Origin of the sequence: Streptococcus sp. SP1, from assembly GCF_030440005.1 — a bacterium.
GTDB classification, from domain to species: Bacteria; Bacillota; Bacilli; order Lactobacillales; family Streptococcaceae; genus Streptococcus; species Streptococcus parasanguinis.
In genome coordinates, this window is sequence record NZ_JAQFJJ010000002.1 from 100,017 (window position 1) to 117,401 (window position 17,385).

The window sequence follows — 17,385 nt, forward strand, 5'->3', positions numbered from 1 at the left end:
ATTCAAAAACAAAAAAACCGAGGCCTAAACCTCGGTTTTCATTTTGATTGGAAACTCTATTATTTAAGAGTAACTGAAGCTCCAGCTTCTTCCAATTTAGCTTTGATTTCTTCAGCTTCAGCTGTAGCAACACCTTCTTTGATAACGCCAGGTGCACCATCAACAAGTTCTTTAGCTTCTTTAAGACCAAGACCAGTGATTTCACGTACAACTTTGATAACGCCGACTTTCTTGTCGCCTGCAGATGTCAATTCGATATCGAATGAATCTTTAGCAGCACCAGCGTCAGCAGCACCAGCTGCAGCAACAGCTACAGGAGCAGCTGCAGTTACACCAAATTCTTCTTCGATAGCTTTTACAAGGTCGTTCAATTCAAGGATTGAAGCTTCTTTAATTTCAGCAATAATGTTTTCAATGTTCAATGCCATTGTTATTTCCTCCAAATAAGTTTTAATTTTATATTTTTATTTTTTGTAGCTAGGCTACGCTGCGTAGCTTAAGATTAAGCTGCGTCTTCTTTGTTGTCTGCAACCGCTTTGACTGCAAGAGCAACGTTGCGCACTGGCGCTTGAAGTACAGAAAGGAGCATAGAAAGAAGTCCTTCGCGGTTTGGAAGAGTTGCAAGTGCAAGAATCTCTTCTTTAGATGCGACAGCGCCTTCGATTGCACCACCTTTAATTTCAAGTGCTTCAGCGTCTTTAGAAAAATCGTTCAAAATTTTCGCAGGTGCGATAACATCTTCATTTGAAAATGCTACTGCAGATGGTCCAACGAATACAGATGCAAGATCTTCAAGACCAGCTTTTTCAGCTGCACGACGCAAGATTGAGTTTTTGATAACTTTAAACTCAACTTCGCTTTCGCGAAGGTTGCGACGGAGAACTGTATCTTGCTCAACTGTCAAACCGCGAGAATCTACAACGACGATTGATGCAGCAGCTTTCATTTTTTCAGCTACTACGTCAACTAGTTCCGCTTTTTTAGCAATAATTGCTTCACTCATTAGTGTGTTCACCTCCGTAATTATTTTGCTTGGGGAATTTTTCCAAAAGAAAAACGCGCCCAAACCTAGACACGAAAGTACAATACGCTTCTTTTAATTGATACGTTTTGTCCTCGGTAGGATCTTTATGAGTCGAGCTCCCCTACTGTCTTAGGCAGTTTTTTCAAACCGTAGATTAGTTTATCACATATAAAAAAAGAATGCAAGTACTTTTGCAAACTTTTTTTATATTTTTTAATCGTTGTAGAGACTCTTGATATTATTCAACCAAGCATAGGCTAGTCCCATTAGGACTCCTCCTCCTACCCAGTTGGCAAAGAAGGTGACGCTATAATGACGTAAAATATTTAAAAACTCAAAATGCGGCAATTGACTAGAAACTGAATTAAAGCTCAATAATGAGAAAGAAGCAAAGTTTGCTGCCAAGTGTTCATTGGTCATAAAGACAAACATATAAATAGCAGAAAGGGCTAAGAGCACCTTGGCTGTTTCATCTTTGAAATATAGATAAGAAAGAATAGCAATATTTACAAAGATATTGGCAATAACCCCTTCAAAGAAAACCACTTGATTGCTTCGTTGGAGTTTATTTTCTGCTACCGTGGCTAGGAAACCTTTTGGATCGATATGTGCAAAGGCAGTTGTTTGATTGAAAAGAAAAGCGACGATTAAAGCACCAATTAAATTAAAAAAGGTACAATAAAGAAGAATTTCCAAAGCTTTCTTCCAATGAATTTTCTTTAGATAGGTTCCCGCCGTCAAATACATCATATTTGAGGTGGTTAATTCCGCATTTAAGAATAAGAGGTAAACCAAGCCCCAGGCAAAGATGAATGGGAATAGAAAACGACCAGATCCAGGTAAGAAGGTATTCAACAAGTCTGCGGCAACTGCACCGACTGCAGTACTTAAAGTAAGAAAACCTCCAGCAAAAATAGAACGAACAGCATACCGAGTTTTGGACTTCTGATAAAGGTCCTCTTTCTTATTACAAGCAGCTCCTACTTTTTGAATGAAATTAGATTCAGACATAAAAATCTCCTTATAAAATGTTTGTGAATAAAATCATTATAGCATAGAAAGAGGCTTTTGAAAAGGTTTGCAATACAAATTTTGACAATCCAAAAATTCGATTTATTTCGCTCGTATATCAATAACATCTACAAAAAAAGCAGACCATGTCTGCTTTTTTTGTATCAATTTAAACGATTAGCCCAAGCAATATCCAAATTAAGGATTTCTTGAGAAGTGAACTGTTGACGATAAGGATTGTATACCGTACCTGTAATACCACCCTGAACATTAGGTGAATCATATTGAGTCAAATTATAAGTTTCAATGATGTGGTTTAGTTTTGCGTAGTAACTTGTATCGGTAGCATAAACACCAGTCAAAGCCGCTGTTGCATCTTGGTAACTAGATGTGTTGCTTTTCCAAGCCCCTGCAAAATGTCCTTGTTTCAAAACAGCTACATAGTCTTGCAATGATTCATAATAAGAAGGATAAGAACGGAACGCATCATTAATTGTATAAGCATTTCCTGCACCATCATCTTCCCACGTTTGCATTACGGCAGATTGACCAGCATAACTTCCTTTAATACCAAAAAGGTTGTAATGGGGGTAAGAAGACAAGCCAGACTGACCTGATCCACTTTCAAGAATAGCTTGGGCAATCATTACAGAGGCATAAAGGTCATTCTCTTGACCGAGTTGACGAGCAGACTCTCCAATTTGTGAAATAAAAGCTTCTGTAGGATCTGAATACGTTTGGTAAGTTCCATCGTTTGCACCAACTGACGTTACGTGCTCACTCATAGCAGCGACAAATGTCCCCACTGCTAATACCGAAACAATCAAACTAAACAATTTCGTCTTATTTCGTATTTTCTTTTTCATTATACTATTTATCTCCAATTAATTTTTTATCATCTTTTATCTTTATATAAATTATACCATATAATGCGACAAAAACAAGGAAGATTTTATTACACTTGTATTACAATTGCGAGATAAATCCAAAATAAAAATGACATTTTCATGTCATTTCAATTTATTTCGTAAAACGCATTTTCTAAAATAGCATCCCATGACTTCTCTAGTCCTTCCCGGGTTACAGAAGAGAAAACGATAAAGGTGTCAGCTGGATCAAAATCTAGTTTTTTCTTGATGATCGATTCGTGTTTATTCCATTTTCCACGCGGAATCTTATCTGCTTTAGTAGCAACTAAGATCACAGGGATCTCATAATATTTTAAGAATTCATACATCTGGACATCATCTGCTGAAGGTTCATGACGAAAATCGACTAGGCTAACGACTGCTTTTAAGTTCTCACGACTAGTGAGGTATTCTTCAATCATCCGCCCCCACTTCTCGCGCTCTTTTTTAGAGACACGTGCATAGCCATAACCAGGTACGTCTACCAAACGGAGTTTATCATCGATATTGAAGAAATTGAGCAATTGGGTTTTTCCTGGTTTCCCAGATGTTCTGGCCAGGTTCTTTCGGTTTAAGAGAGTATTAATAAAAGAAGACTTGCCGACATTGGATCGACCGGCAAGTGCAACTTCTGGAATCTCATCTTGAGGATAATGACTCTTATTTGCAGCGCTTAAGAGGATATCCGCATTATGTGTGTTAATTTCCATATTTTATCTTTCTAGGCTGTTTCAAGAATTGGTTTTTCAGTTCCATCTACAGCTTCTTTTGTGATTCGGACAAGTTTGACATCTTCTTGACTTGGAATTTCAAACATGACATCCATCATCGTTTCTTCGATAATCGAACGAAGTCCACGAGCTCCTGTTTTTCTTTCGATGGCCTTATTAGCAATTTCTTGAAGAGCTTCATCATCGAATTCCAATTCAACGTTATCATAAGAGAGCAAGGTTTGGTATTGTTTTACCAAGGCATTGCGTGGCTCTTTCAAGATACGGACAAGGTCGTCAACTGTCAATTGCTCAAGAGCAGCAAAGACTGGAAGACGTCCGATCAATTCTGGGATAATCCCAAATTTTTGAATATCTTCCGCAACGATTTCTTGCATGTAAGAGCTTGATTCATCAATAGCTTTATTGTTCTTACCGAAACCGATGACTTTTTCACCGAGACGTTGCTTGACAATTTCTTCGATCCCATCAAAAGCCCCACCTACGATAAAGAGGATGTTCTTGGTATCCACTTGGATCATCTCTTGTTGAGGGTGTTTACGTCCCCCTTGAGGTGGTACACTAGCGACGGTGCCTTCGATAATCTTCAAGAGAGCTTGTTGCACCCCTTCACCAGAAACGTCACGTGTGATAGAGACATTTTCACTTTTCTTAGCAATCTTATCAATTTCATCGACGTAGATAATGCCTCGTTCTGCACGCTCGATGTTGAAATCAGCTGCTTGAAGAAGTTTCAAGAGAATGTTTTCAACGTCTTCTCCCACATAACCAGCTTCTGTCAAGGCTGTTGCATCGGCAATAGCAAATGGGACATTCAAGCTACGTGCTAAGGTCTGGGCCAAGAAAGTCTTACCTGAACCAGTCGGTCCAATCATGAGGATGTTTGATTTTTGTAATTCAACATCTGTCTCATCTTCGCGCGTATCGTGGAAGTTAATGCGTTTGTAGTGGTTGTATACTGCTACAGCAAGGGCACGTTTGGCACGATCTTGACCGATCACATAGTGGTTCAAGATATTGAGCAATTCGATTGGTTTTGGAACTTCACTAAGGTCTGCAAGAACTTCTTCTGCTAGCTCCTCACGAATAATTTCTTGTGCTAACTCTACACATTCATTACAGATAAACGCATTGTTCCCTGCAATGATTTTTTGGACTTCATCTTGACTCTTTCCGCAAAATGAACAATAAACCATCATATCATTATTTTGATTCGTTGGCATGTATTTCCTCTTTCTGTCATTTTCTATTTCTATTTAGTTTAAAATAAGGTCATGTAAAAGGCGTGAATAGAATTCACAAGATTGGTAAAAGCATTTAGTAAGAATAAAATAGCGAGGCCAAACCGTTTTTTACGAAAAGTTTGTAAGGCACAAATCATACAGATGACGCACAAGACAGCTGTAAAAAAACCAAAGACACTTCGCTCCATTAATCTAAATCCTTTCTCTTGTAATAGGTGACAGTAAAATCATATGGATTCTTCTCATCTTTTGGATGATGGACTTGACGTACTCTTTCATAGCGGTTCTCTTCAAATGTTGGTGCCAATGTATCGCCATCCATATCTGCATGAATCATGGTCTGGATCACCTCTTCTAGCTGGTCAGAAAAGAGCCTTAAAATCTGACTGCCTCCAATAATGTAAAGATTCTTCTCTTGGTTCTGAAACCAGTCCAAGACTTCTTCCTTGCTGTGCATGACGAGTACAGCGTCATTTTCAGCATCATAGGCTTGATCTTGCGTTAAGATAATGCTGGTCCGACCTGGTAGAACCCTTTTATTCATTCCATCAAAGGTCACTCTTCCCATGAGAATTGCTTGTCCCATGGTCGTTTCTTTGAAATGCTGAAGCTCAGCTGGCAGATGCCAAGGCATGACTTGGTCCTTTCCAATAATGCCATTTTCAGTTTGAGCCCAGATACCAATAATCTTTTTCATTCTCTCATCCTTTACACTGATACTTCTATTTTATCAAATTTTCTTATAAAAGACAGATTTCAACTATCTAGTTTGGAGGATATTTTTAAAATACAAACAGAAAAAACCGCGAGGAATTCGCGGTTTTTCTTAGCCACAAGTTAGCTTAGTCTTCATTTTGCGTTTTGCAAATCCGAAAAATGAGTAGAAAAAAACAACATTTTTAAATTTAAATCGCAAGGTCGAACTTCAACTGTGGTTTAACTGGATCATAATTGACCAATTCAAAATCTTCTGGTTTGATGTCAAAGAAATTGGTTCCATCTGGTACATTCAAAACCAAGCAAGGCTGACAATTAGTCGCCTCACGACGGAGCAATTCTTCTGCTTGTTCAAATTGATTATCATAGATATGAAGGTTATTAATGAAGTAAAAGAACTTCCCTACCTTCCAACCAAAGTGTTTGGCAATCATCATCTGAAGGGCTACATATTGCATGGCATTAATATGGTGGGCTACCAACATATCATTAGAACGCTGGGTCAGGGTTGCATCTAGATAGATCTCTCCTTCTACGCGACGCACGTCAAACATGGTCTGAAAAGCACATGGCAAGAGTCCTTCTGTCTCCTCAAAAGCATCATAATCCCAGAGCGAGATGATATTGCGACGATTCCAAGGATTGGCTTCTAATTGTTTGAGAATCTTATTCGTAATGTCATGCTTTTTGACCACTGCTCCATAGCGCTGTCCAATCGTCCGGCTATCTCCAACTTCCCAGTCATTCCAGTAATGGACATTGTATTTTTCTTCTAAGACATCTAAACTATTAGACTGATCTTGATAAATCCAGAGCATCTCTTTGATGGCTGACTTTATAGCGATGGGACGAAGGGTGGTGATAGGAAATTCGCCTTTTGCGAGATCAAATTCCATAAAGGCTCCCGTGATGTACTTGGAGTTGGCAGTTCTGCCATCCTTGTATTTGGGACGCGCTTGCTCTGACCAGACCCCTTCTTCCATAATTTTACGAATATATTCTTTAAATACTATATCTGCTTTTGTCATATACACTCCTTGAATCCAGTTTTGCCTTCATTATAACACAGGACAAAGAAAAAAAGGAGATGCAAGCATCTGCTAGATCTCCTACTTGACGTCTCATTGTAAAACAAGGGATGCAGCACCGATGACACCGGCATCATTTCCCAAGGTAGCAAGAGCCAATTGTGTTGATTCACGCACTTGTGGGAATGAGTTTTCTTCAAAGACTTTGCGCACTCCTTCCAAAAGGAATTCACCTGCAGCCGAAACTCCACCACCGATAACGATCTTAGATGGATTTAAAGTTGAACCAATGTTGGCAGCAGCAAGCCCAAGGTAACGTGAGAAGTTCTTATAAACGATCAAAGCAAGAGCATCACCCTCTTTTGCTAGATCAAAGACAGTTTTAGCGGTCACTTCTTCACCATTGTCGATCAAGACTTTCAATTGAGAATCTCCCTCGTACTCATCCGCATAACGACGAGTCAAGTTGACGATACCAGTTGCAGATGCAACCGTTTCGAGACATCCTTTTTTACCACAGGTACATTGAATTGGATCATCAAAATCAACAGTGATATGACCAAGCTCACCAGCTGCTCCACGCACACCATGTAAGAGGCGACCTTCAGCGACGATTCCCCCGCCGACGCCTGTTCCAAGAGTCATGAAAACAACATCTGGTTGGTTTTCACCAGCTCCTTTCCAACGTTCACCCAAAGCAGCAACGTTGGCATCATTATCAATGAAGAATGGAATATGAAGGGCACTTTCGATCTTTTCTTTGACTGGTTGAAGGGTCTTCCAGTTCAAGTTGTAGGCACCGATAACTGTACCTTTTTCACGGTCAACGACACCAGGTGATCCCATTCCAATTCCTTGAAACTCAGAAGCATCAAGCCCAAGCATCTTCAAACGATGCGCGATTGATTCGATCATATCATCTACAATATGACTACCTTCATCCAAGATATTTGTTTTAATAGACCATTTTTCTTGAACCTCTCCATCCAAGGTAAGAATGGCAAATTTGATCGAAGTTCCTCCAAGGTCAATCCCAATAATTTTTTTAGACATCTATTACTCCTTTCAACCTGTAAACACTTACAGTTCTATTATATCAGACTTTTTGTCAAACGCAAAGGTTTGCACGTAACTTTTCTCAACTTTTTAACAAGAAACTGAAGGATTGAAGACCTAGGACAAGGAAAATCAATCCAATAATATTAAGTAGAAAAACACTGATGGACAACGGACTGACAATTAAAAATAGGCCAGTAAAGAGTTGGATCAAAGCAAAGAAAATATATCGCTTGGATAGTTCTTCAACCTTTCTCGAGTAGAAATTGGCTTTTCGGAAATTTAAAATCGAACGATAGATCAGCCAAATCCCTAAAGTGACTGGAAAGACAATCGGCAAGGTCTTGTAGCCATAGAGCAGTAAGTAGACTGCAAAAACTAAGGCGACCATGCTGTGAAAGAGCTGTTGCTGCTGAATGATACCAGCTTGGCGCAATCGGTAATAGCGTGAAAAACGAGAAAGGGAGATTAAAAAGAAACCACAGGAAATCAACCAGCTAAATGAGCCAATGTGCTCAATCGGATTGATAAACAAGACGATACCGATAATGGTAAAAATAGTGGCTGAAATCCCAAGGGATATCCGGTTCAATTGATTCATAGGGCCTCCTTATTCATCTAATTCGCTCAGATATTCATAGCGGTCATACTTCTCAAGCAGTCGCTCATTTTCCTGATCCAATTCCTTTTGAAGGGCTGACAATTTGCCAAAGTCAGAGCCGTTTTCATTCATCTCCACTTCAATCTCTGCAATCCGATTTTCAATGGCTTCGATATCTGCTTCAATGCTCGCCCACTCCTGCTTCTCCATGTAGCTCATGCGTTTCTTCTCTTCTTTTGGCTTAGCAGGTTTCTCTTTTTCAACCTTGTGACTGGCCGTTACTTGAGCTGCTTCAAATGCCTTCTCATCCAGGTAATCCGTATAATTGCCAAAGAACTCCCGAATGCCCCCATTTTCAAAAGCCAGGATCTTGCTCGCCACCTTGTCCAAGAAATAGCGGTCGTGGCTGACGGTAATAACGGGACCTCCAAAGTTTTGAAGGAAGTTTTCCAAAACCGTCAAGGTTGCGATATCCAAATCATTGGTTGGCTCATCGAGGAGAAGCACATTGGGTTTTTCAATCAAGAGTTTTAAAAGAAAGAGGCGCTTCTTCTCACCACCGGAGAGTTTTTCGATCAAGGTTCCGTGCATAGAGCGTGGGAAGAGAAATTGCTCCAAGAGATCAGCAATCGAAGTCGTCCCAACGGTCGTCTTCACTTCCTCAGCAACTTCCTGGAGGAAATTAATCACGCGCTTGCTTTCATCCAACCCATCAATCTGTTGAGAGAAATAAGCCACCCGCACGGTTTCCCCGATAATGACTTGCCCAGACTGAGGCTGCAGTCGCTCAGCGATCAGATTAAGTAGGGTAGACTTGCCGACACCATTATCCCCTACGATCCCGATGCGGTCCTTGTTTTGCACCAAGAGGTTAAAGTTCTGTAAAATCGGCTTGTTTTCAAAAGCAAAACTCACATCTTTAAACTCGATGACTTTCTTTCCGATTCGGCTGGTCTCAAAGTTCATCTCCAAATCCGTCTGGTTGCTTTGACCAGACAAATCTTGCTTGAGATCATGAAATCGATTGATCCGCGCCTGTTGCTTGGTCGCACGCGCCTGAGGTTGACGCCTCATCCAGGTCAACTCCTGCTTATAGAGTTGCTGCTTCTTATGAAGAAGGGCTGCATCACGCTCGTCTTGCTCAGCCTTTAAGCGGACATAATCCTGGTAGTTGCCCTGATACTCGATCAAGCCAGCTCGATCCAACTCAAAGATCCGCGTCGAGATATTATCCAAGAAATAGCGATCGTGAGTAATAAAGAGCACGGTTTTCTTAGAGTTCTTCAAGAAATTGGTCAACCATTCGATGGTATCAATGTCTAGGTGGTTGGTCGGCTCATCTAGTAAGAGCAGATCGTGGTGAGATAGCAAAACTTGGGCCAGTTGCACCCGACGACGCAAGCCCCCAGATAGATCGCCAACTTTGGCATTCAAGTCTTCAATCCCAAGTTTTGAAAGGACTGTCTTGACCTGACTCTCGATTTCCCAAGCATTGAGCGAATCCATCTCTGCCATGACTTTTTCAAGACGAGCTTGGTTCTCTTCTCGGTAATCCGCCATCAAGAATTCATAATCGCGAATCAGCTGCATCTCCCGCAAATCGCTAGATAGCACCGTATCCAAAACCGTTTTTTGATCATCAAAGTCTGGCTCCTGCGTCAAGTAGCCAATCGTATAATCACTCTTGGCGGAAAAAGGACTCACATCTCCATCAAAGCCAGATCGACCTGACAATACATCTAACAGAGTGGTTTTTCCAGTTCCATTGACCCCAATCAATCCGATCCGATCCAAGTTGTGAATGATAAAGGAAATCTCACGAAAGACGGTCTTATCTCCGACAGATTTGGTTAATTTATCGACAATAAAATCGCTCATTTTTCCTCCTCTTTTGCTTGTTGGATATAGGCTATGATGGCCTCTTTCTCATTGGCCAGTTCCCCATCGACAATGGCATATTCAATTTTTGTCAAAACCTCACCTAAAGCTGGACCTGGTTGAAAGCCGTATTCTTTAATCAGCATACCCCCATTAACCACCACTTCATGCTTATCATGAATGGTCAAGCTATCATAAACGCGCTCGATGACCAAATAATCCACACTCAAGGAATACCCTTCCCGTAGCTCTTCAGCTAGTAGCAACAAACGCTTCTCATACTTGTAGCAAGCACGCTTGTCTAGACTTCCTTTTTCTCGGAGCTTTAGAATCTCCACGATCTGCTCCACCGTCTTGGCAAAGTCTCTAGAGGTCTTCCACTTTTTAAAGAATTTTGAAATATCTTGAATCCCTAGTGCTAAGACCAAAGCAGCCCAGGCTTGCTCAGAAGTTGAAAAGGTATATTCCAACTCTATGTCAAACAAACGCTCGATCGCTTCTTTACGATCCTTCATCTCTGGCAGATAGTGATAGGCCCCACTTGCCAGCATAGCCTCCAAGCCTTGTCTCCAGTATGGAGAAAGCAAGAGTTTATCAAACTCGATGAAGGTGCGCTCTACTGAAATCTTCTCTAGTAAGGGAGCACACTCCTTCATGGCATCAAAGGTTGCCTCTTCTAATTCAAAGCCAAGACTGGATTGAAAGCGAAAGCCTCGCATGATCCGGAGCGCATCTTCGTTAAACCGTTCATGGGGAAGCCCAACCGCCCGAAGGACCTTGTTTTCTAAATCTTCTAGTCCATGAAAGAGGTCAACAATTTCTCCTTTTTCATTTAAAGCAAAGGCATTGACGGTGAAATCACGGCGCTTGAGGTCTTCTTCCAGCGAGCGCACAAAAGACACAGAGCTCGGACGACGATAATCTACATAGACATCCTCCGTCCGGAAGGTCGTAATTTCATATTCTTGACCATTTTCAAGGACCAAGACAGTCCCGTGTTCGATACCGATGTCCACTGTTCGATCAAAAATCGCCTTGGTCTCTTCTGGATATGAGGAAGAAGCGATATCTACATCGTGAATCGGACGATCCAAGAGGGCGTCTCGAACGGATCCCCCGACAAAATAGGCCTCAAAACCAGCTGCTTTAATCTTCTCTAATATTGGTAAAGCCTCCTGAAACTCAGAAGGCATCTTTTCTAATCTCATAGTAAGTGTTCCAAACCATAAACAAGCTCATGACGCTTGACAACTTCTTTAATCCCTAGATTTACTCCTGTCATGAAGGAAACACGATCATAGGAATCATGACGGAGAGTCAACCCTTCGCCTTGGCTACCAAAAATCACCTCTTGGTGAGCCACTAGGCCAGGCAATCGAACCGAATGGATGCGCATCCCTTCAAACTCTGCCCCTCTTGCTCCAGGCATCAACTCTTCTTCATCTGCTGCACCTTGCTGGATCTTCTCGCGCTTCTCAGAGATCAACTCAGCGGTTTTAATTGCTGTTCCACTCGGTGCATCTTTTTTCTTATCGTGGTGCAATTCGATGATCTCCACATTCGGGAAATACTTGGCTGCTTGCGCTGCAAATTGCATCAAGAGCACGGCTCCGATGGCAAAGTTCGGCGCGATCAAGCCACCCAAGCCCTTTTCACGTGAAAGGTCTGTCAATTCTTGGATCTGCTCAGGAGTATATCCAGTCGTTCCCACAACAGGCGCAAAGCCATTCTCAATTGCAAAGCGAGTATTTTCGTAAGCGACCTTGGGCATGGTAAAATCTACCCAAACATCTGCCTCTAGACCCACAACATCTTCTTTGCGGTTAAAGACAGGGACTCCTGCAACTTCTGTCTCATCAGTAAATGGATCGATCAAGCCAGCTAATTCTAACTCAGGATCTTCTGAAACCATCTTGTAGGCTGCTTGTCCCATTCTACCCTTGAAACCTGCGATAATGACTTTAATTGACATAGAATTCTCCTTAAACGATAGGGATATACCCAACTGCTAAGCTATGGTCACCTAAGTGCGTCCCAATAACCCCTCCAAAAGTCGCAAAAGGAATGTCTCCTTCTACTCCTTCTTCGATGAGTAGTTGGCGAAGTGCTTCTGCTTTTTCAGGGACATTGGCATGGATGACAAAGACTTGGTAATGACCATCTGCGATATCTGATACAACAATCTCTACCAAGCGCTTCATGGCTTTCTTTTCCGTCCGGACTTTCTCAAAGACCTCAATCACGCCTTCATCATTAAAATGAAGAATAGGCTTGATACTCAAGAGGTTCCCAAGAATAGCAGCCCCATTTGATAGACGACCACCTTTGACCAAGTGGTTCAAATCATCCACCATGATATAGGCAGAGGTTCCATCAATCTGGTGTTGGACATTGGCAACAATTTCATCGAAGGAACGGCCTTCACCTGCCCATTTCAAGCAGTCTTCAGCCATCATTCCTAGAGGAGCACTAGTGATTTTTGAGTCCGGAAATTCGACAGTCAAGCCTTCAAATTCATCCTTCAAATATTGGATATTTTGGTAGAAACCAGAGATACCAGATGATAAGAAAAGACCGATAGCATGCGTATAGCCCTTAGCTGTCAAACCAGATAAGACTTCTTCTAACTCTGCAACACTCGGCTGGCTCGTCTTTGGTAATTCCTTAGACGCAGCCATCTTTTGGTAGAACTCATCGTGTGTCAGGTTCTTCCCTTCAACATAAGACTCCCCATCGATATAGATCGGGATCTCTAAAATAAATAAGTCGTCGTGATGGAGCAAGTCTTGCGGTAAATAGGCAGACGAATCCGTGATCACTGCTAATTTCATTGATTAAAACTCCAAATTAATACCCGGTAAATCGAGGGCAATTTCTGTGACTTCATAAGTCAAACGGTTGAGCATATTCAAGCAAGGGCGAGCCAATTCTTCCACTTCGTCTTTGCTGAATTCGCTTGGTTCATTAACATAACGACCAAACAAGTGGTTGATTTGAGTGATGGTTCCGCTGATCACAAAACCGTCAAAAACGATCATGTAGCTCAAGATGACAATCAAAGAAGTCGTGTTTTGTTCTTGATCACGATTGATTAATTGAAAGTTTACATCTACTTTTGTTTCGGGAATGCCATTTTCTTTTTCCCACTCAAAATTACGAGCGTCATAGTGGTATTGGCTAACAAATTCTTTTTCACGTTGAATATCCATTTTTATTCTCCTAAAAATATGCGATAGGCTTATTATATCATAATTCAGCTCAAGATACCAACGTAGAATGAGGTGATTTTTTCGCTAGTACAAGAAGAAAAGGCCGGGAAAGACCCAACCTTTTAGTCATGTTTAGTTTTTAGGTTTGCGAAGCAATCCGAACAAGATACCACTTACGACTGCACCGATCAATACGAACAAGATGTAAAGAAGTGGATTTGATGTAAGGGCGATAACAAAGATTCCTCCGTGAGGAGCCATGAGTTTCAAGCCTGCAAGACCAACAAGGGCACCTGTCAATGCTGAACCAGCGATGAAGCTAGGGATGGCACGAGCTGGGTCAGCTGCACCGAATGGAATGGCACCTTCTGTGATGAAGGAAAGACCCATAACGATGTTTGTCAAACCAGAATCTCGTTCTTCCTGTGTGAATTTATCTTTAAACAATACAGTTGCTACGAATACTGCCAATGGAGGAACCATACCAGCTGCCATAACAGCTGCCATAACAATAGAACCACCTGAAGCAACAGATTCAGCAAGTGTACCTGTAGCGAAGACATAAGCGGCTTTGTTAACTGGTCCACCCATATCGACAGCCATCATACCGCCGACGAGAAGTCCAAGAAGGACAGCTGAGCTACCTGACAAGCTTGAAAGGAAGTTGTTAAGACCAGTATTGATAGCAGCCATTGGAATATTGATGAGGAACATCAAGAATCCTGTCAAACCAACACCAAGCAATGGCAAGAGAAGGATTGAACGGATACCATCAAGAGAACGTGGAAGACCTGCAAGGGCTTTACGAAGAACTAGAATCACTCCACCTGCTAGGAAACCACCAACTAAGGCACCAAGGAAACCAGATGATACTGCTGCTGGTAATTCACCTTTAGCAGCACCGTAGGCGATATTTCCAAATGCTGACCCTGAGCTAGCAATAGATCCAGCGATAAACCCTGCCACAAAACCAGGTTTTTCAGCGATTGAGAATCCAATGTAACCTGCAAGTACAGGAAGCATGAAGCCAAAGGCTACTCCACCAATTGTTTTAAATTGTGCTGCTAATACATGATAAGAACCAAGACTAGACAATTGATCTTGAGGTACACCAAGAACTTGGTCAATCAAGAAGGCAAGGGCGATCAAGATACCACCACCGATAACGAATGGAAGCATTTGAGAAACCCCACTCATCAAGTGTTTGTAGAAGGCTCCACCCAAGCTCAATTTTTCTTGGCTAGCGCTAGCTTGTGCAGCATTTTCAGCGTGGAAGACATCTGCTTTGCCATCCAAGATGGTTTGGATCAAGTCTTCTGTCTGACGGATACCGGCTGCGACTGGTTTAGAGATCAATTTTTTGCCATCGAAACGAGCGGTTTCAACTGCTTTATCAGCTGCAATGATGACCCCTTCAGCTTTGGCGATTTCTTCAGCTGTCAAGCGGTTGCCGACACCAGATGCCCCGTTGGTTTCAACGCGGACTGTAACACCCATTTCTTCCCCTTTTTTGATGAGGGCTTCTTCTGCCATGTAAGTGTGGGCGATACCTGTTGTACATGCTGTAACGGCAACGATGAGAGGTTTGTCAGACGAAGCTGCTTCTTTGACTGCTTCTGCTTTTTTCGCTTCTTCAGCGGCAGCTTCTTGCTCTTCTGCATCAAAGGCTGCGATCACTTGATCAGGAGTGCTTGCTTGGCGAAGTTTGTCTGCAAATCCTGGTTTCATCAAGTACTTAGACAATTCAGCAAGGGCTGCCAAGTGAGTGTCATTTGCCCCTTCTGGAGCTGCGATCATGAAAAACAAGTCTGTTGGTTGGCCATCAAGCGAAGCATAGTCCACACCCTTGTTTGATTTTGCAAACAAGACCGTTGCTTCTTTGACTGCTTCATTTTTGCTGTGGGGCATGGCAATTCCGTCACCCAAACCAGTTGAAGTTTGTGCTTCACGGTTCATGATTCCAGCCTTGAAGGTGTCAAAATCTGTCACCACACCATTGTCAACGAGCGATTGAATCATCTCATTGATCACGCCCTCTTTATCTGTTGCTTGAAGGTCAAACAACATCACGTTTTTATTTAAAACGTCTTGAATTTTCATAGTTTTTCTACCTCTACTTTTTCATAAGTTTCTTTTATATAATCAGCTGTTGCCAAATCATCTGAGAAAGTGGTCGCTGTTCCACAAGCCACTCCCCATTTGAAGGCTTCAATAACATCTCCCGTCGTTGCGAGCTTCCCAGTGAAGCCTGCTACCATGGAATCTCCAGCCCCAACAGAATTCTTCACTTCCCCTTTGATTGGTTTTGCGAAGTAAGTACCGTTTGGACTGACAAGAAGAGCTCCATCACCCGCCATGGAAATAATGACGTTTTGTGCTCCTTTGGCCAAGATTTCTTTGGCGTAACGTTCAATTTCTGGTAATTCCGTCAAGGTAACTCCAAAAATATCTCCCAATTCATGGTTATTTGGTTTAACCAATTGGGGATTGAACTCTAAGGAATCAATCAAGGTTTGCCCTTCAAAGTCGCAAACGACTTGCGCGCCTGTCGCACGAGTTGCTGCGATCAATTGTTTGTAAACAGCATTTCCAAGTGAAGATGGAGCAGATCCTGCAAAGACTACCACATCATCTGATGATAAACTCGATAAGATGTCGAGCAATTCTTGCAACTGAGCTTCTGTTACTTCTGGGCCATTCCCATTGATCTCTGTTTCCTCATCAGCTTTGATCTTGACATTGATCCGTGTATCTTGGTCCACTGTCACAAAGTTGGTTGAAATGGCTTCGCTGGTCAGTACGTCTTCAATGAAACGTCCAGTGAAACCACCGATAAATCCAGTCGCTGTGTTCTCGATATCGAGACGCTTCAACACACGACTGACATTGATCCCTTTACCACCGGCGAATTTATCTTCCGAAGCCATCCGATTGACCGCTCCCGTCTCTACATGATCGAGTCGAACAATATAGTCAATGGCTGGATTCAGTGTTACTGTATAAATCAAACCTCTATAACCTCCGTTTTTTCTTTTAAAACCTTTAATCGTTGCGGTTCACATTGATTGGTGATAATCATGGCTCGCTTGATAGGAGCCACTTTGACAAAGGATGTCACGCCAATTTTCGAATCATCCGCTAGGATATAGGTTTTTTTTGCATTTTCGATAATCGCACGCTTGACAGATCCTTCTTCCAGGTCTGGAGTGCTGTAAAACTCATCATCGATTCCATTCATTCCAAGAAAGGCCTTGTCAAAATTTAACTGACCGATTTGATTGAGCGCGATTCCTCCGATACTAGCATCTGTAGAAGATTTAACCATTCCACCTATAATGACTGTTGGAACATTTCGCTCAACCAACTTGGTTGCATGGTGAATCGAGTTGGTCACTACTGTCACCGTTGGATTTACAATTTCTTGTACTAGAAGTTCATTGGTCGTCCCGGCATCGATAAAGACCACATCGTGATCTTTGATCAATTCCGCTGCCTTTACTGCAATTTTTGACTTAACTTGAATGTTTTTGATAGATTTTTCTTTATTACTTTCTTCCTCTTGGAGAAAGTGAAGACTTTCCGCCCCACCGTGGACCCGGCGAAGTTTGCTTTCATCCTCTAACTCATCCAAATCCCGACGAACAGTCGATTCAGATGTTCCCAAATCTTGTACAAGAGTCTCCAAAGAGACAAATTTTTCCTTCAAAACCTTTTCGAGGATAAACTGTTTTCGTTCAGATTTAAGCATTTCCCCTCCTTTTGCAATCGATTACAAAAACTATTATACTCTATCTTTCAAAATTGTCAACATTTTTTATCATTTTCTGTCATTTTCTTTCAAAAGATACAAAAGTGTACAAAAAAGAGTGGGAATGAACTCATTTTGTTAAAAGAGTTCTTTTCCCACCCTCATAAGGTTTCTTCAGTTTTCTTTGAAGATTTTAAGCAATAAAGTTTCAAAGCATCCACTCTATTTCA

18 protein-coding genes and 1 other annotated feature are annotated in these 17,385 nt (G+C 41.8%); all 18 genes read right to left on the reverse strand.

Annotation, left to right across the window (positions count from 1 at the left end; translation table 11 throughout):
- Positions 1–59: 59 nt before the first annotated feature.
- Positions 60–428, reverse strand: a complete 369-nt coding sequence (rplL, locus tag PCY07_RS01575) for a 50S ribosomal protein L7/L12 (protein ID WP_003016256.1) — start codon at positions 426–428, stop codon at positions 60–62.
- A 74-nt stretch (positions 429–502) separates the two neighbouring features.
- Positions 503–1,003 carry a 50S ribosomal protein L10 gene (gene rplJ, locus PCY07_RS01580; protein ID WP_003016269.1) on the reverse strand — a complete coding sequence of 167 codons (501 nt, stop codon included), beginning with the start codon at positions 1,001–1,003 and terminating at the stop codon, positions 503–505.
- 38 nt (positions 1,004–1,041) lie between these two features.
- Positions 1,042–1,176, reverse strand: a sequence feature (ribosomal protein L10 leader region).
- 61 nt (positions 1,177–1,237) lie between these two features.
- Positions 1,238–2,035 carry a formate/nitrite transporter family protein gene (locus tag PCY07_RS01585; RefSeq protein WP_003016373.1) on the reverse strand — a complete coding sequence of 266 codons (798 nt, stop codon included), beginning with the start codon at positions 2,033–2,035 and terminating at the stop codon, positions 1,238–1,240.
- 164 nt (positions 2,036–2,199) lie between these two features.
- Positions 2,200–2,901 carry a glucosaminidase domain-containing protein gene (locus PCY07_RS01590; RefSeq protein WP_003016375.1) on the reverse strand — a complete coding sequence of 234 codons (702 nt, stop codon included), beginning with the start codon at positions 2,899–2,901 and terminating at the stop codon, positions 2,200–2,202.
- Positions 2,902–3,050: 149 nt separating this feature from the next.
- A complete protein-coding gene (gene yihA / locus PCY07_RS01595) occupies positions 3,051–3,653 on the reverse strand; it encodes a ribosome biogenesis GTP-binding protein YihA/YsxC (RefSeq protein ID WP_003016353.1) in 603 nt (200 codons plus the stop codon).
- Positions 3,654–3,664: 11 nt separating this feature from the next.
- Positions 3,665–4,897, reverse strand: a complete 1,233-nt coding sequence (gene clpX, locus PCY07_RS01600; RefSeq protein ID WP_003001797.1) for an ATP-dependent Clp protease ATP-binding subunit ClpX — start codon at positions 4,895–4,897, stop codon at positions 3,665–3,667.
- Between the two features lie 208 nt (positions 4,898–5,105).
- On the reverse strand, positions 5,106–5,615 hold the full coding sequence (locus tag PCY07_RS01605) for a dihydrofolate reductase (RefSeq protein ID WP_301355055.1): 510 nt from the start codon (positions 5,613–5,615) through the stop codon (positions 5,106–5,108).
- A 208-nt stretch (positions 5,616–5,823) separates the two neighbouring features.
- Complete coding sequence (locus tag PCY07_RS01610; RefSeq protein WP_301355054.1) at positions 5,824–6,663, reverse strand: thymidylate synthase; 840 nt, start codon at positions 6,661–6,663, stop codon at positions 5,824–5,826.
- A gap of 93 nt (positions 6,664–6,756) precedes the next feature.
- The gene (locus PCY07_RS01615) at positions 6,757–7,716 is read right to left on the reverse strand and encodes an ROK family glucokinase (RefSeq protein ID WP_014713397.1); all 960 of its coding nucleotides are present in this window, start codon (positions 7,714–7,716) and stop codon (positions 6,757–6,759) included.
- Between the two features lie 85 nt (positions 7,717–7,801).
- Entirely contained in the window at positions 7,802–8,320 is a 519-nt protein-coding gene (locus PCY07_RS01620; protein WP_003016328.1) for a hypothetical protein, read from the reverse strand.
- A 9-nt stretch (positions 8,321–8,329) separates the two neighbouring features.
- Positions 8,330–10,198, reverse strand: coding sequence for an ABC-F family ATP-binding cassette domain-containing protein (locus tag PCY07_RS01625; RefSeq protein WP_301355053.1), 1,869 nt, complete (start codon positions 10,196–10,198; stop codon positions 8,330–8,332).
- The gene (locus PCY07_RS01630) at positions 10,195–11,406 is read right to left on the reverse strand and encodes a CCA tRNA nucleotidyltransferase (protein WP_301355052.1); all 1,212 of its coding nucleotides are present in this window, start codon (positions 11,404–11,406) and stop codon (positions 10,195–10,197) included. The genes PCY07_RS01625 and PCY07_RS01630 overlap by 4 nt, the downstream gene beginning before the upstream one ends.
- Entirely contained in the window at positions 11,403–12,170 is a 768-nt protein-coding gene (gene dapB, locus PCY07_RS01635; protein WP_301355051.1) for a 4-hydroxy-tetrahydrodipicolinate reductase, read from the reverse strand. The genes PCY07_RS01630 and dapB overlap by 4 nt, the downstream gene beginning before the upstream one ends.
- 10 nt (positions 12,171–12,180) lie before the next feature.
- The gene (locus PCY07_RS01640) at positions 12,181–13,029 is read right to left on the reverse strand and encodes a DegV family protein (RefSeq protein WP_301355050.1); all 849 of its coding nucleotides are present in this window, start codon (positions 13,027–13,029) and stop codon (positions 12,181–12,183) included.
- 3 nt (positions 13,030–13,032) lie between these two features.
- Entirely contained in the window at positions 13,033–13,407 is a 375-nt protein-coding gene (locus PCY07_RS01645) for a DUF1149 family protein (RefSeq protein ID WP_003001888.1), read from the reverse strand.
- Between the two features lie 132 nt (positions 13,408–13,539).
- Positions 13,540–15,507: a fructose-specific PTS transporter subunit EIIC gene (locus PCY07_RS01650; RefSeq protein ID WP_013903644.1), complete on the reverse strand. Its 1,968-nt coding sequence runs from the start codon at positions 15,505–15,507 to the stop codon at positions 13,540–13,542.
- Complete coding sequence (gene pfkB, locus PCY07_RS01655; RefSeq protein ID WP_049488054.1) at positions 15,504–16,415, reverse strand: 1-phosphofructokinase; 912 nt, start codon at positions 16,413–16,415, stop codon at positions 15,504–15,506. Before pfkB ends, PCY07_RS01650 begins: the two co-directional genes overlap by 4 nt.
- A complete protein-coding gene (locus PCY07_RS01660; RefSeq protein WP_003016359.1) occupies positions 16,412–17,155 on the reverse strand; it encodes a DeoR/GlpR family DNA-binding transcription regulator in 744 nt (247 codons plus the stop codon). Before PCY07_RS01660 ends, pfkB begins: the two co-directional genes overlap by 4 nt.
- Positions 17,156–17,385: the final 230 nt, after the last annotated feature.

What these genes read in the sequence shown, in the direction of transcription:
- rplL (WP_003016256.1), bottom strand. Translation starts at nt 428, where the DNA reads ATGGCATTGAACATTGAAAACATTATTGCTGAAATTAAAGAAGCTTCA.
- rplJ (WP_003016269.1), bottom strand. Translation starts at nt 1,003, where the DNA reads ATGAGTGAAGCAATTATTGCTAAAAAAGCGGAACTAGTTGACGTAGTA.
- PCY07_RS01585 (WP_003016373.1), bottom strand. Translation starts at nt 2,035, where the DNA reads ATGTCTGAATCTAATTTCATTCAAAAAGTAGGAGCTGCTTGTAATAAG.
- PCY07_RS01590 (WP_003016375.1), bottom strand. Translation starts at nt 2,901, where the DNA reads ATGAAAAAGAAAATACGAAATAAGACGAAATTGTTTAGTTTGATTGTT.
- yihA (WP_003016353.1), bottom strand. Translation starts at nt 3,653, where the DNA reads ATGGAAATTAACACACATAATGCGGATATCCTCTTAAGCGCTGCAAAT.
- clpX (WP_003001797.1), bottom strand. Translation starts at nt 4,897, where the DNA reads ATGCCAACGAATCAAAATAATGATATGATGGTTTATTGTTCATTTTGC.
- PCY07_RS01605 (WP_301355055.1), bottom strand. Translation starts at nt 5,615, where the DNA reads ATGAAAAAGATTATTGGTATCTGGGCTCAAACTGAAAATGGCATTATT.
- PCY07_RS01610 (WP_301355054.1), bottom strand. Translation starts at nt 6,663, where the DNA reads ATGACAAAAGCAGATATAGTATTTAAAGAATATATTCGTAAAATTATG.
- PCY07_RS01615 (WP_014713397.1), bottom strand. Translation starts at nt 7,716, where the DNA reads ATGTCTAAAAAAATTATTGGGATTGACCTTGGAGGAACTTCGATCAAA.
- PCY07_RS01620 (WP_003016328.1), bottom strand. Translation starts at nt 8,320, where the DNA reads ATGAATCAATTGAACCGGATATCCCTTGGGATTTCAGCCACTATTTTT.
- PCY07_RS01625 (WP_301355053.1), bottom strand. Translation starts at nt 10,198, where the DNA reads ATGAGCGATTTTATTGTCGATAAATTAACCAAATCTGTCGGAGATAAG.
- PCY07_RS01630 (WP_301355052.1), bottom strand. Translation starts at nt 11,406, where the DNA reads ATGAGATTAGAAAAGATGCCTTCTGAGTTTCAGGAGGCTTTACCAATA.
- dapB (WP_301355051.1), bottom strand. Translation starts at nt 12,170, where the DNA reads ATGTCAATTAAAGTCATTATCGCAGGTTTCAAGGGTAGAATGGGACAA.
- PCY07_RS01640 (WP_301355050.1), bottom strand. Translation starts at nt 13,029, where the DNA reads ATGAAATTAGCAGTGATCACGGATTCGTCTGCCTATTTACCGCAAGAC.
- PCY07_RS01645 (WP_003001888.1), bottom strand. Translation starts at nt 13,407, where the DNA reads ATGGATATTCAACGTGAAAAAGAATTTGTTAGCCAATACCACTATGAC.
- PCY07_RS01650 (WP_013903644.1), bottom strand. Translation starts at nt 15,507, where the DNA reads ATGAAAATTCAAGACGTTTTAAATAAAAACGTGATGTTGTTTGACCTT.
- PCY07_RS01660 (WP_003016359.1), bottom strand. Translation starts at nt 17,155, where the DNA reads ATGCTTAAATCTGAACGAAAACAGTTTATCCTCGAAAAGGTTTTGAAG.